The organism is Cellvibrio sp. BR (assembly GCF_000263355.1).
In the GTDB taxonomy this organism is placed as follows: domain Bacteria; phylum Pseudomonadota; class Gammaproteobacteria; order Pseudomonadales; family Cellvibrionaceae; genus Cellvibrio.
The window spans coordinates 985,129-998,959 of sequence record NZ_JH668201.1; the positions used below are offsets into that span (position 1 = coordinate 985,129).

Sequence of the window (13,831 nt, forward strand, 5' to 3'; positions counted from 1 at the left end):
AAGGAACCCCCCGTGTACTTAGCCCTTAAACATTTGCATTTAACTTTTGTTGTACTTTCGCTGCTCATTTTTTTAGTGCGTGGTGTTTTGTTATTTATGAATTCATCCATGTTGCATAAAAAACTGCTGAAAATTGCCCCCCACATTATCAACACCATTATGTTGGTCTCGGGTATTGTGCTCGCGGTACATTTGGGCATGAAACCAGGTGAACAACCATGGTTGATGGCAAAAATTATTGGTTTGGTTGTTTTTATTATTCTGGGTGTAGGTGCCTTTAAAGTTAGCAAACCCCTGGTGCAAAAAATACTATGGATTGACGCACTCGTAGTATTCGCTTACATCATCAGTGTCGCCATCACCAAAAGCCCGATGGGTTTCTTCGGTTAATGTTTCAATCGCACCAGTGGTTTATCACTACTGGTGCGATCTTGCATGCCCATCATCTGATTTTCCCCACGCCTATTATGTTTCTCCCGTGCCAACCATCTCTTGACCTTCTGAATTAAGTATCACCCCTGATAGTGAGGCTAAGGGGTAATTATTTGTATTTTTTGCGGGTTGGCCTAGGCTTAGATCTATAAGTAATTAGTAAGGGCTATTTTATTTACAATACTTGACGTTTCTTAAAAAGTGATTTATATCACGTATCTGCTGTTTAGCTTTCCAATAACTTTAATAATGGCGAACCCTATGAAGAAGATATTTTTGATCATCACCCTTATTTGTTTTTCACCATTCAGCCTCGCTTGCGACGAAACCTGTAAGCGCGCCAAGGCCGAAGCGGCAAATAATATTAAGTTTGCCAGCTACCTCAACCAGAAATATTGCAAAACTACCGGGATGGATTTTTTACTGCATGGGCGCAAGAGCTTGCAAACCTATCGCGAAAAACAATTGCCAACGGCACATCGCGGCGGAGCAAAGAATATCCGCAACTTTATTTTGCAACGCAAAGACTGGCTACAAGAGTGCGATAACTATCTGCAATTGACTGAGCAAGGCCGTATTTTCCGCGATAAAGAAAGCACGGAAAAAATTCTTGCATCGCTGAATGGCACTGCTGAAGAGCTGCACAAAATCATGATGCGCCCCCGTGCGGAAGTGGAAAGCCTGGAGTTGGTTACTGCACCGGCAGGGCAAAAATTTGATGAGCTGTTTAAAAATGTGGATGCACACTACCTTGAACTGCAACGCCGCGGCTTGCTTTAAGTAAGCGATAAAATCGACACAACCACCGCAATAAAAAAACCGGCACATGGCCGGTTTTTTATTGTGTGCTGGAACCCGCGATCAGGATTTCTTTTTCAACGAGAGCACTGGCCGTTCAGGTTTGTCGGGACGCTCTGCAAAATGCTTGGCCAGCTCTTCCCGCGCTTTTATCGCTTCGGATTTAGCATCGGCTACCGGGCTGGAATGCCAGGACTTGGGCGCGCTGCCGCTGGCTTTTGCCAGAAACTCCAGGCCAGATCGCAAGAGCCTTGCCTGATCGACAAAACTAATACCCTCTGGAAATTTGCCGGGATAAACATCACTCGGGTCCTTGGGGTTTCCTTCGATACGAATACTAAAACCACTCGTATGTGTCGCTGTGCCGGCAGCCATATCGGCCACCCAATCCTCAAAATTCATAACTACCACTGATGATGATTAACGGAACCTGCATTAAATCATAAACTATTTATGTGACAAAATAGCTATTGGCTATTTAGCGGGGCCACCTCAAGCACCCCAGCTAAGTACAAACTTATTTGCTTAACCATTTACTGCAGCAGCATTTTCAGCCGCCGCTGATTTGCGGCGCTGTTCTTCGCGCAACTCCAGTTTTTGCGCCCGACGCAATTGACGCTCGGGTGGCAACACACCTATGTGCGCTTGATTGCGCTGTTTGGCCAACTCGATTTGCTTTTGACGCTCGGAAAAACGCGTTTTTTGTTCCTCAGTGAGTTTGTCAAAACAGCGCGGGCAGCACACACCCAACATATAGCGCTCTGACTGTTTGTCTTCTTCGGTAATGGGATAACGGCAACCATGGCACTGGTCGTAAATGCCTTTTTCTAATTTGTGATTGACGGCCACGCGGTTATCAAACACAAAACATTCACCACGCCACAGGCTCTCCTCTTCCGGCACCTCCTCCAGATATTTAAGGATGCCGCCTTCCAGGTGATAAACCTCTTCAAACCCCTGCTCTTTCATGTAGGCCGTTGATTTTTCGCAGCGGATACCACCGGTGCAAAACATGGCGACTTTTTTATGTTTGCTTGGGTCAAGATTCTCTGCCACGTAAGCCGGGAACTCGCGGAAAGTTTCGGTTTTGGGATCAATCGCGCGCTCAAAGGTACCGATTTCATACTCATAAGAGTTGCGGGTATCAATCACTACCACATCCGGGTCGCTGATCAACGCATTCCAATCTTTGGGTTTCACATAGGTGCCCACGATTTGTTGTGGATCGATACCGTTCACACCCATGGTTACGATTTCTTTTTTGAGTTTGACCTTCATACGGTAGAAAGGCTGCTCGTCATAAAATGACTCTTTATAACTGAGGTTATCAAAACGACCATCAGCATCCAGAAATGCGCGCAAGGCATCTATCGCTTCACGAGTACCTGAGACAGTACCGTTGATACCCTCTTCCGCCAGCAATAGCGTCCCTTTAATGCCCTGCTCGTCACAGAAAGTCTTGAGGCGCGGTACCAGCGTTTCATAATCGGGTAATTTGACGAACTTATAGAGGGCGGCAACAACAATCTGACTCATAGATAGCACTTAACAATGTGGGGTTAAACGTAGGGTTAAACGTAAAAATTAAACCTGAAACTAGGCTAGATAAACCTTCACAGATTACTGGGCGCGCATTATAGGCGCTTGTTTTTTGTACAGCCAGTATTATTAATGGTCGTGTTTACTGCCACCAAGACATTGGGGTGACGCCGGAACCACTGCACTTGCCAACCACTCATCCGGGCTGAACGTGTGCAGCGCCAAAGCGTGAACACCATTTTGCAGCTCTTCGGCAAGGCAAGCATAAATAGCTTGGTGGCGCTGTACCTGACGCTTACCTGCAAATGCGGCCGCCGCGAGTACAACTTTGAAATGGGTTTCTGAACCAGGAGGCACCGAATGCATATGGCTTTCGTTAATCACTTCCAGATGCACAGGTTGAAACTCTGCCGCTAGCTTGGTCAGGATACGATTTTCAACAGGTTTCATAAGGTCACCACAGGGTACAAAATTTTACGCGCATTCTAACGGCAAAGACCTACACTATGTTGACTTGGAGCAACTAGTCGCCACTTTCTTACAGAGTAATCACCATCCACCTAGGTAAATGGGATTCATCATGAGCGGTTACCGATTTTTTATCGATCGTCGTAAAGGTAATGATCGCCGCCTAGACCGCGACCCCTGCAAATACCTGCCGCTCGACCTTTACCACCGCAAACGCCGCAAATCCACCGAACGCCGCGCCGCTGATCGCACTCTGGAACAAGATCTGGAAGCATTTTTAGGTCTTTCAACCTCCCCACCCCCTAAGGATTCAGGTAACTCCCATTAAGTTACCCCTCTATTTATTATCTGGATTTAAAACTGATTTAGCTGAATTCATGAATAACTGGCTAGCAAAAAAAAGCCCCGCACAAGGCGGGGCAAACAACGACATAAGGGAGAAAAATTACCGCAGTTACTGCAGATTAAAACGCCCCGGCACTGGCTTTAGCGCGGATTAGCGTAGGAATACAGCCGGTGCGGGCTTGATATTTCGTTTCCACGGCGGCTATCAGCTGCGGAATAACTGCCGCAGGCGCCACGGCCACTACACAGCCACCAAAACCACCACCGGTCATACGTGCGCCGGCCTTACCGGCACCCGCTTCCACTAGAATGTCAACCAGGGAATCAATCGCTGGAGTGGTGATATTGAAGTCGTCGCGCATGGAGGCATGGGATTCAACCATCACCTTGATTAATGCAGGTAGATCACCGGCCGCCAACGCTTCTGCCGCCGCCAAGGTGCGTGCATTCTCGGTTAATACATGGCGCGCACGACGAAAGCTCAATTCATCCAACTCACCTTCAGCGGCCAGCAACTGCGCAAGCTCAACCGCGCGCAATGAAGTTTGACCAAAAAATGCCGCGGCGGTCTCACATTGCTGACGGCGCTGATTGTATTCACTGTCCACCAAACCGCGCTTCACGCCGCTGTGCACGATCAGAATTTCCCAATCGGCGGGCATAGGCACAGGGCGCACCGATAAATCCTGACAATCAATCAATAACGCCGAATTTTCCTGCCCGCGCGCCGAAATAAGCTGATCCATAATGCCGCAGTTACAACCGACAAAATAGTTCTCTGCCGCCTGCCCAATCAAGGCTGCTTCCGTCGGATCAACAGCTTCACCACTGAGCGTCAGCAAAGCGCGAATCAGGGCAATCTCCAACGATGCCGAGCTACTCAGCCCCGCGCCAGCAGGCACATTACCGGCGATGTACAAGTCACCACCCGCCAGAGTGAAACCTTTTTTGCGCAACTCCTGCACCACACCGCGCACATAGTTGGGCCAGGACTCAGCCGCATCATGCTGCTGTACTGCATCCAGATCAACAACACAGGACGCATTATCAAAGTTGTAGGCAACCAAATGCAGTTGGCGATCATCGCGCGGAGCCAGTGCGATAAAGGTGCTGTAATTAATCGCGGCGGGTAGCACGAAGCCGCCGTTGTAATCCGTATGTTCACCGATGATATTGACGCGCCCTGGCGCCTTCACTGTGGTGACCGGTTTAAAACCAAAGGATGCTTCAAATAATTCGCTCACACGAGCGGCAGAGAGTGTCGTCACGCCCGCTTACCTCAATCTAAAATGAACAGGAGATTGCTGACGCAACCGTTCAGCGGCTTGTTCAGGTGACAAGTCGCGCTGTGCTTCGGCCAACATTTCATAACCCACCATAAACTTGCGCACCGTGGCGCTGCGCAGCAATGGCGGGAAAAAATGTGCATGCAACTGCCAATGACTGGCGTCATCTGCAGTGAATGGGGCCCCGTGCCAACCCATGGAGTACGGAAAGGAACACTCAAAGAGGTTGTCATACCGGGCAGTAATGTCGCGCAATATATCGCCCAAACTCACTTGCTCAGCTTCGGTCAACTCAGTGATACGCGCACGCGCCTGCTTAGGCAGCAATAAGGTTTCATAGGGCCAAGCTGCCCAAAACGGCACCACCACCAGCCAATGTTCGTTTTCAACAACAACCCGCTCGCCGCTCGCCGATTCTTTGCGGGCGTATTCCAATAACAAGGATTGTTGGTGCTGCTGATAATAGGCGCGCTGTTGCTGATCCTCTTTGCTCACCAGTGTTGGTAGCTGGGACTGCGCCCAAATTTGTCCATGGGGATGGGGATTGGAACAGCCCATCACCGCACCTTTATTCTCAAAAATCTGTACGCTGGCAAAGCGTTTACCTAACTCGGCGGCCTCTTGCATCCAGGTGCCGATCACCGCGCGGATCTCTTCATCGTTCAATAACGGCAAGGTTTTGCTGTGATCCGGAGAAAAACAGATAACCCGGCTGCTGCCGTATTCCGCCTGGATTTGAAACAACGGGTCGCTGGATTTAGGGGCATCCGGCACTTCTGGCATAAGTGCAGCGTAATCGTTAGTAAATACAAAGGTAGTTTTATAAACCGGATTGATTTCACCACCCGCTCGTAGATTGCCGGAGCAGAGATAGCAGTTGGGATCATGGGCGGCACTTTCCGGCCATTGATTGGATTCTTGCTGACCCTGCCAGGGGCGCTTGGTACGGTGCGGGGAGATTAACAACCACTCGTCAGTAAGCGGATTGAAACGGCGATGAGGATGCTCATTGACCGAAAAGGTTTCTGTCATACACTACCTACTTGGGCATATAAATATGATAATTAAACAATGAGCCTAATTTAACCTAATAGCCAGAAGATCACAATCCGTAATTCTCTTTTTTTCCTGTGTATTCCTCACATAGGGGCGAGTTCTGGATGAATCCCAATCAAACAGTAAGCTTTAGGATGAATTTACGATCACAAAAAATACAAAACCCCGGCAAGATAACTTGCCGGGGTTTGGAGAAACAAACCTATCAATCATCAAGCAAAGCGGTTAAACGCCACTATGCCCCAAACTATTGCGAGTAATAATAAACTCATAAATACCAGTGCCGAACCTATATCCTTTGCGCGCCCTGATAGCTCATGGCGCTCGGAACCAGTGCGATCCACCACTGCTTCAACCGATGAGTTTGCCAGCTCTGCCATCCACACCCAAAAAATACTGCTGATTAATAAAATCAACTCTATGTGAGTTTGCGCCAACCAAAAGGCAACTGGAATCAGCAACACGCCCATGGTTATTTCCTGACGAAATGCCGCTTCGTATTTCCAACTGGCGGACAAACCTTTCATCGAATAACCAAATGCATCAATCACCCGCGCTATGCCAGTTTTACCAGGCTTACCCATTTATCTTCTCCACATTTGTCAGTTAGATGCCAACCAAGGTCCAGTACAACCCCGCTTGTCAGTTGTCATTCGAGCTTCACCAAGTATTCACAGAAGCGTCACAAAGCAGTGCTAAAAATGATTGCGGAGAGAGCCCAATGCACTGTCGCTCTCATTCATCTGCAAATCATTAATGGCGGTGAATCATGAACACTTTCCTACAGCGAGTCCATCACCTGGACACCCTTGCATTCTTGTGGGTACATGTGACAAAACGCTTTCAATATCGTCGCTCGGTAAGATTTATTTCCGCCACCGGCGACGGCCCGGTTTATTTGTGTATCGCGCTGATGCTGGTATTGCTCGAACCCAAAGCGGGCATCACATTTTTTTGGGCGGGCATTATCGCTTATAGTTTTGATGTGAGTCTTTACCTGCTGCTGAAAAACCTGATTAAACGCGATCGCCCCGCAGTAAAAATTACCACTTACCAAGCATTTATCACCCCGTCCGATCAGTTCAGTTTTCCCTCCGGCCATACCGCTGCCGCATTTTTATTTGCCTGTTTGGTATGGCAGTTTTACCCCGCGTTTGCCCTGCCCTGTTTTGTGTGGGCCTCGGCCGTTGGCATAAGCCGCGTACTACTCGGTGTTCATTATCCGACTGATTTAGTGGCCGGTGCACTGTTGGGCAGTGCCTGTGCATTTTGGGGAATTTATTTGCATCAACTGCTTATTGCACTGCATTAATTGCTGCACTGCACTGATTGTTGCACTGCGCTAATTTTCTTTACAGCCAGCCTTGCATCAGTCTAACGGCGCGCTGGTCATAACATAACGCGCACGCTTTTCACTTCAGGAGCAAAACCGCATGAAAATTTTATACGGCGTTCAAGGCACAGGAAATGGCCATACGACTCGCGCGCGGATCATGGCCACAGCACTGGCCGATGCAGGAGCTCAGGTTGATTGGGTATTTTCCGGGCGCGAACGCGCTGACTATTTTGATATGCAAACCTTCGGTGATTTTAAATCCTTTCGCGGGCTAACCTTTGCAACCGAACACGGTAAAGTTCGCTACTTAAAAACCCTGCTGACCGCAAATATCCGCCAACTATATAGCGATGTAAGAAGCCTGAATGTTGAAGGCTATGATTTTATTATTAACGACTTCGAACCCGTCAGCGCTTGGGCAGCCAAACTCGCCGGGAAAAAAGTCATTGGCATCTCGCATCAAAACGCTTTTTTTTACGACATACCCAAAGCAGATGACAATATTTTTGTGCGCTGGTTTATGCGCAACTTTGCACCGGTAACACAGCCGATTGGCTTGCATTGGCATCACTTCGGCCAACCTATTTTGCCGCCATTGGTGGAAACCAGTCACTACCCAAATATCTCCACCCCCAAACACTATTTGGTGTATCTGCCATTTGCAGGGCTGGATGACATACTGCCACAGCTGCGTGAATTTCCTGACTATGAATTTTTTGTGTATCAACCCGTTCCCGCTGCCTACGACGAAGGCCATATCCATATCCGCCCTTTTTCACGTGAAGGATTTCAAATGGATTTGCATCGCTGTGAAGGCGTTATTTGCAGTGCGGGTTTTGAATTGCCAAGCGAAGCCATACATTTAGGCAAAAAAATTCTGGCCCAGCCCGTCGCCGGGCAAATGGAACAAAAATCCAATGCCATGGCGTTGGAAAAACTAGGTTTAGGCACCGAGGCAAAACAATTTGATGTAGCCACTCTCGCACATTGGCTACCGCAACCCGCACCCAATGGACCACGAAATTACCCTGACGTTGCCAAAGCACTGGTTGATTGGTTGATTACCAGTCGCGGGAAAAATATGGAGGTTTTACAGCAGCAGTTGTGGCAACCACTGATTCAGCGTGATCGTCTGGAGCTGAGTGAAAAGAAGCAAAAAGAAAGTGTAAGTGTATTGGCTAAGTCAGCTGGGTTTTAAACAACCCGATGCAACCAAACAGATGGGCAAAGCGCGCTAATCAAAGGATATTTTTTTCTGCCGCGCTGATTTGATGCTGCCGCGCTGGGTTTTTTCATCCATGCGGCGCTGTTTGGAAGAGAATGTCGGACGTGTGGCGTGGCGAGGCTTCTCAATTTTTATCGCGCCAAGAATTATTTCCCGCAATCGCACTAAAGCATCATCGCGATTCTGTTCCTGCGTACGGTAAGTCTGCGCCTTGATAATTAAAACCCCGTCGTTGGTGATACGTTTATCACCTAATGCCAACAGGCGGGATTTACAAAAATCGCTTAATGAAGAATTGGGGATATCAAAACGCAAATGTATCGCACTCGACACCTTATTGACGTTCTGGCCACCCGCCCCCTGAGCGCGCATGGCAGTCAGCTCGATCTCACTCGGCGGAATAACGATGGAGGCATTGATACGCAACATCTCAGTGTTGTTCTGCAGGTTCGAAAAAACGCAGTGGTTTTTGCTCATCCACTAACACTGGCTGTAACTCGCGATCAAAACGGGTTCGCCAGGAATGCCAGCGAACGATAAACCCACCAAGAATCAAACCGGTAAAACCGGCCAGTGTTGTCAGCAACTCATGGGCAAAGTAGTTATGTGCCAGCGCTGTCAACACAACCAGGCTAATCACCGGCACCAGATAAACCAGCAACGAACCTTTAGCGACTACCTCTTCGGGAATTCCAATTTGGATTTCATCTCCCACGCGGTACTGCGCGGAATCGCGACCATCCAACAATACCCAGATGTAGGCCGTGTGGCCATCCAACTTACTCAATAGACTTTGACCGCACCCTTTTTCCACTTTGCAGGAACCACAGGCCGTTTTTTGGATGGTCTCCACCCAAACGCCCTCAGCTTCCAAAGATACGATACGGCCAGTTTCAACAATCATGGGACACCTGAACGATTTAAATTCCAGCTATATTCTGCGCAATTTTTTGCGCGGTGACGACAGGAATTTCACCCACTACGGTGATGCGGTAATTTTTATTGGCGTGACGCAGTGAATCCATCACCGCCAAAGTAGCGCCGCGCTGGGCAACACCTTCCGGGATCGAACCACTGGCCTCTTCGATAAACACAGAAAAGGTGGTCAAGCCATCGGTATACATCAACATATCAATCTGGTTGCGCACCTGGCGCTGTCCTACAAAAGCAAAACCCGGCGGAACCCACACCAAATTCCAACGCTCAGCTTGTTTAGCATCGGTTGGGTTGCAATCAGCCACTTGCGGTGTTGCCGCACGATGTAAGCGCGCTTTGGGTTCCCGCAAGTTCTCGATTTCCGGGCTTAGATCGAGATCGATAAATTGATAGCGTTCCAGCGGTCGCGCGGATTCATCCACTAACCAGGATTTGAGCACCAAGCCGGTTTCATTGTCGATAGTCAGCAAGGAGCTATGACGGAATTGATCCAACGGCAGAGCTAGAAGAGCAGTTGCCTCACGCCCTGCGACACGCTCAGGTCCGCGAATTTCAAACTTGTAGAGCTGATCCATACGTGCAAGGTTGGCACCAAACTGGCTAATTTTGCCCTGTAACAACTGATCTCCCAGCGATTCACAACCAATCGCTTTACCCGTGCGCAGCACCTCCCGTTCCGGCCCATTCAAATGCTGCAAACGTTCGTGCTCTACGCCGTCTTCAACCCAATGAATGATGCGAAAGCTCTGCAGCGCAGGATTATCCTTATGTTGATAGGTAAACGAACCTTGGTAATTAAGGGTATGAGGGATAGTCGCCATTTTGCGCAACAGGTTGGCAACTTCAGGCGATTGGGTCGCCATAGGTGCAACAGTATTTATGGCATCGGCTGAATGAGTTGAGCTATTGAGCCCATCTGACTGTGCCAACACAGTCAGAGGAAAAATAGCGACGAAAGGAATAAAACGAGTAACTCTGGAACGAATAAACTGACGGATAAGAACGGGGATCAACATGCTTGTCTCGGGAGTGTGGAATCAGGGGAGCAGCATAACTACTCCACCTGCTTTTACAAGGATCCGGACAGAAAGGGAGATATAAAAACTAGTCCTCTTCGACCAGAATCACTCGAGTATAAGGCAACATACCTTGCCCGCTATTGAGCGACGCGTTGTCGGTATGCTCTTGGATTAACTGGTTTACATAACTACTCACATCTTCGTTGTACACGGGTGCCACTTGCTGACGCGGTACAAACATCACACGACGACTCTCTTGCGGACGAGACTCATAACCACTCTGTACGGCAACAGTGCGCGCAGACAATGCAGGTGCATTAATGCCAGATGGTAGATTTGCCGCTTTGGTTTCTACTGCCGGTGCAGGCGCCGCAGCCATGGTGCCAGCCGCCATATCAGCAGGGTTAGCACCGGGAGTTTGATATTGTTGAACACCAAGAATTACCGCCCCCGCTACCGAAGCAGCAACGGCGACACGCCCAGCTTGTTGCCACCAGCGCAAAGGCATGGCAACTACATTCGAACCTGCAACAGACGTTTGTTCTGCTACATCACTGATGGCTGGTGCCGAATAGGTTTCTTCCGCCGCAATGGCTGCACTCACACGCGAGGCAAAATCGCTTGAAGCAAGAACCGGAATATCACCCTTTAAGCCTGCACTGGCGATCTGGTAACGCGACCAGGTGGACTTCAGTTCAGAATCCGAGTCCAGCGCTTTAAGTAAACGCTGTAGCTCAAGCTCGGAAGCCTGATTGTCCATTAGTGCTGATAAAGATTCGGCAAGCACTGGTGGTTGAGTTTGCTCTGTCATTCTCGCTGGCGCCTCTGTGCAAATGCTGGTGAAGATTCGGTTATGTAGCTCTGTACTCGATATGACTGGATACTAGTCAATTGGTTCAAAGATTTACAAAAAAATGTGAAAGTTTTTAAAGATGGCTAAATGTCCTCAACGAGCGGCTTGATTCGTTTATCAATTGCCTCTCTGGCGCGGAAGATGCGCGAACGCACCGTCCCTACAGGGCACTCCATGGCCTCGGCAATTTCCTCGTAACTCAGACCATCAATCTCCCGCAAGGTTACCGCTGTACGCAGATCGTCAGGGAGATCTTTAAATGCCTGGGCGATGGTATTTTCAAGCTCCTCACACAACACATTGTGCTCGGGAGTGTTGAGTTCATGCATACCATCATTGCCATCAAAGAACTCGGCATCTTCAATTTCTACATCGCTGGACGGCGGACGGCGGTTGCGCGCCACAATATGATTCTTGGCCGTATTAATCGCAATACGATAAATCCAGGTGTAAAACGCACTATCGCCGCGAAAATTGGGTAGTGCGCGATAGGCCTTAATAAACGCCTCCTGGGCGACATCCTGAGCTTCCGCATGATCGCGGATAAACCGGCTAATCACCGCCAGCACTTTGTGCTGGTACTTAATCACTAGCAAATCAAACGCGCGTTTATCGCCTTTTTGAACTCGCTCGACCAATTGCTGATCAACATCAGGCGCTAGTTGCGCTGTCATTCTTTAAACCCCCAAGGGAAAACACAGTATCTTATGCAAAGTCTATTGGATTTACGCCGCTTATAGACAAAACCCTACACTAAAAGTTCAGGGGGCATTATACGGAGTTATTACCCGCAACGCTGTTTAGTTCGTATATAGCATTTGTGGCCGCTCTTTATGCCACGAAGGCTTGATATACTGGCGACCACTTTTGCCCTCCTTTCCCAACCCGGGTTTGATCTGAATGAATAAACACTACCAATATGATGTGCTGGTGATTGGCTCAGGCGCTGCGGGCCTCACGCTGGCATTAAGCCTCGCGAAGAATGCGCGCGTAGCTGTGCTGAGTAAAAATGCTATTAACCAAGGGTCTACCTGGTATGCCCAAGGCGGGATTGCCGCGGTACTTGACGATCAGGATTCGATTGACGCCCATGTTGCCGACACGCTGATTGCCGGCGCCGGCCTGTGCCACGAAGACGCCGTGCGTTTTACGGTCGAACACAGCAAAGCGGCAATTCAATGGCTGATCGACCAAGGGGTTAACTTCACCAAAGAAAACTCCAATGGCGATTATCACCTCACCAAAGAGGGCGGCCACAGCCATCGCCGCATTATTCACAGCGCCGATGCCACCGGTCAGGCGGTGCACTCCACCTTGATCGATCAAGTGCAGCAACAGTCAAACATCGACATATTTGAAAATCATGTAGCGATTAACCTGATATCCCAAGCCGATGCCGACTCGCGCAAGCTGCGCTGCAGCGGCGCCTATGTGCTCGATAACAACAGTGACGATATTCACGTCTTCCAAGCCAAAGTAGTTGTTCTGGCCACCGGTGGTGCAAGTAAGGTTTATCTTTATAGCAGCAACCCGGACAGTGCCAGTGGCGATGGTATTGCCATGGCCTGGCGCGCCGGCTGCCGGGTGGCCAATATGGAATTCAACCAATTCCACCCCACTTGCCTCTACCACCCGCGCGCCAAAAACTTTTTGATCACTGAAGCCCTGCGCGGTGAAGGCGCTTATTTACGTTTGCCCAGTGGCGAGCGGTTTATGCCGCGTTTTGATGAGCGCGAAGAGCTGGCGCCGCGCGATATAGTGGCACGTGCTATAGACCATGAAATCAAACGCCTCGGCTGCGATTTTGTCTATCTGGATATCAGCCATAAATCGCCTGAATTTATTAGCGAACACTTCCCCACGGTTAAAGCGCGCTGTTTGGAGTTTGGCATTGATATCACTAAAGAGCCCATTCCTGTCGTGCCTGCGGCGCATTACACCTGCGGCGGCGTGGTAGTAGATAAAAACGGCCAAACCGATTTGCAGCATTTATACGCGATTGGCGAAACCTCATTTACCGGTTTACACGGCGCCAACCGTATGGCGAGCAATTCGCTGCTGGAATGTATCGTTTACGCCCAATCGGCCGCGCAACATATTTTGGCTAAACTCGATCAGATTCATACGCCCGATGTATCACCCCAATGGGACGCCTCGCGGGTGCGCGATTCCGACGAGGACGTGGTGATTTCGCACAACTGGGACGAGCTGCGCCGATTTATGTGGGATTACGTCGGTATTGTGCGCACCCATAAACGCTTGGAGCGCGCGACCCATCGCATTAAATTGCTGCAAAAAGAAATTGCCGAGTATTACAGCAACTACAACATCAGCAGCGATTTGATCGAACTGCGCAACCTGGCCACTGTCGCGGAATTGATTATTCGCTCGGCCCATGAGCGCAAAGAAAGCCGCGGCCTGCACTACTCGCCCGACTATCCAAACAAATCACCTATTGCACGGGACACCATACTGGTACCCACCAATTTTGCCGGACAGGATGTGATTGTTAGCAAGGATATTGATCTTACTGTATAG

General features: G+C 49.3%; 17 protein-coding genes. 6 read left to right on the forward strand and 11 right to left on the reverse strand.

Translation table 11 applies throughout. From position 1 onward, the window contains the following. Window positions 1-12: 12 nt before the first annotated feature. A complete protein-coding gene (locus tag O59_RS09470) occupies window positions 13-390 on the forward strand; it encodes a SirB2 family protein (protein WP_040391812.1) in 378 nt (125 codons plus the stop codon). Window positions 391-693: 303 nt separating this feature from the next. Next, complete coding sequence (locus tag O59_RS09475) at window positions 694-1,212, forward strand: hypothetical protein (protein WP_007641960.1); 519 nt, start codon at window positions 694-696, stop codon at window positions 1,210-1,212. Window positions 1,213-1,293: 81 nt separating this feature from the next. Here O59_RS09475 and O59_RS09480 read toward each other — a convergent pair whose 3' ends face one another. The 3 genes from O59_RS09480 to O59_RS09490 form a co-directional block, all read right to left on the reverse strand. Then, the gene (locus tag O59_RS09480) at window positions 1,294-1,632 is read right to left on the reverse strand and encodes a hypothetical protein (RefSeq protein ID WP_007641961.1); all 339 of its coding nucleotides are present in this window, start codon (window positions 1,630-1,632) and stop codon (window positions 1,294-1,296) included. Window positions 1,633-1,755: 123 nt separating this feature from the next. Then, complete coding sequence (locus O59_RS09485; protein ID WP_007641962.1) at window positions 1,756-2,766, reverse strand: rhodanese-related sulfurtransferase; 1,011 nt, start codon at window positions 2,764-2,766, stop codon at window positions 1,756-1,758. A 132-nt stretch (window positions 2,767-2,898) separates the two neighbouring features. Then, window positions 2,899-3,219, reverse strand: a complete 321-nt coding sequence (locus tag O59_RS09490) for a BolA family transcriptional regulator (protein ID WP_007641963.1) — start codon at window positions 3,217-3,219, stop codon at window positions 2,899-2,901. Window positions 3,220-3,349: 130 nt separating this feature from the next. Between O59_RS09490 and O59_RS09495 the strand changes: the two genes are divergently transcribed. Continuing rightward, window positions 3,350-3,565, forward strand: a complete 216-nt coding sequence (locus tag O59_RS09495; RefSeq protein WP_040391814.1) for a hypothetical protein — start codon at window positions 3,350-3,352, stop codon at window positions 3,563-3,565. Window positions 3,566-3,701: 136 nt separating this feature from the next. Here the strand turns inward: O59_RS09495 and galK are convergent, their stop codons facing one another. The 3 genes from galK to O59_RS09510 form a co-directional block, all read right to left on the reverse strand. Further along, entirely contained in the window at window positions 3,702-4,850 is a 1,149-nt protein-coding gene (gene galK, locus O59_RS09500; RefSeq protein WP_040391816.1) for a galactokinase, read from the reverse strand. 6 nt (window positions 4,851-4,856) lie between these two features. Then, window positions 4,857-5,900, reverse strand: a complete 1,044-nt coding sequence (locus O59_RS09505; RefSeq protein WP_007641972.1) for a UDP-glucose--hexose-1-phosphate uridylyltransferase — start codon at window positions 5,898-5,900, stop codon at window positions 4,857-4,859. Between the two features lie 236 nt (window positions 5,901-6,136). Continuing rightward, window positions 6,137-6,508, reverse strand: a complete 372-nt coding sequence (locus O59_RS09510) for a diacylglycerol kinase (protein WP_007641976.1) — start codon at window positions 6,506-6,508, stop codon at window positions 6,137-6,139. Between the two features lie 185 nt (window positions 6,509-6,693). On the opposite strand from O59_RS09510, the gene O59_RS09515 reads away from it, so the two are divergent. Next, window positions 6,694-7,236, forward strand: coding sequence for a phosphatase PAP2 family protein (locus O59_RS09515; RefSeq protein ID WP_040391817.1), 543 nt, complete (start codon window positions 6,694-6,696; stop codon window positions 7,234-7,236). 121 nt (window positions 7,237-7,357) lie between these two features. Beyond that, window positions 7,358-8,458 (forward strand): MJ1255/VC2487 family glycosyltransferase, encoded by a 1,101-nt coding sequence (locus tag O59_RS09520; RefSeq protein ID WP_007641980.1) that lies wholly within the window; start codon window positions 7,358-7,360, stop codon window positions 8,456-8,458. A gap of 36 nt (window positions 8,459-8,494) precedes the next feature. On the opposite strand, the gene arfB is transcribed toward O59_RS09520, so the two are convergent. The 5 genes from arfB to rpoE all read right to left on the reverse strand — a co-directional run bounded on the left by arfB (window position 8,495) and on the right by rpoE (window position 11,967). Beyond that, window positions 8,495-8,914, reverse strand: coding sequence for an alternative ribosome rescue aminoacyl-tRNA hydrolase ArfB (gene arfB, locus O59_RS09525; protein WP_007641982.1), 420 nt, complete (start codon window positions 8,912-8,914; stop codon window positions 8,495-8,497). 1 nt (window position 8,915) lies between these two features. After that, window positions 8,916-9,389: a SoxR reducing system RseC family protein gene (locus tag O59_RS09530; protein ID WP_007641983.1), complete on the reverse strand. Its 474-nt coding sequence runs from the start codon at window positions 9,387-9,389 to the stop codon at window positions 8,916-8,918. Window positions 9,390-9,405: 16 nt separating this feature from the next. Beyond that, window positions 9,406-10,437 carry a MucB/RseB C-terminal domain-containing protein gene (locus O59_RS09535; RefSeq protein ID WP_157152522.1) on the reverse strand — a complete coding sequence of 344 codons (1,032 nt, stop codon included), beginning with the start codon at window positions 10,435-10,437 and terminating at the stop codon, window positions 9,406-9,408. 88 nt (window positions 10,438-10,525) lie between these two features. Next, window positions 10,526-11,251 (reverse strand): sigma-E factor negative regulatory protein, encoded by a 726-nt coding sequence (locus O59_RS09540; protein ID WP_081489678.1) that lies wholly within the window; start codon window positions 11,249-11,251, stop codon window positions 10,526-10,528. 125 nt (window positions 11,252-11,376) lie between these two features. Then, window positions 11,377-11,967, reverse strand: coding sequence for an RNA polymerase sigma factor RpoE (gene rpoE, locus O59_RS09545; RefSeq protein WP_007641990.1), 591 nt, complete (start codon window positions 11,965-11,967; stop codon window positions 11,377-11,379). 226 nt (window positions 11,968-12,193) lie between these two features. Between rpoE and nadB the strand changes: the two genes are divergently transcribed. Continuing rightward, window positions 12,194-13,831 carry an L-aspartate oxidase gene (gene nadB / locus O59_RS09550; protein ID WP_007641992.1) on the forward strand — a complete coding sequence of 546 codons (1,638 nt, stop codon included), beginning with the start codon at window positions 12,194-12,196 and terminating at the stop codon, window positions 13,829-13,831.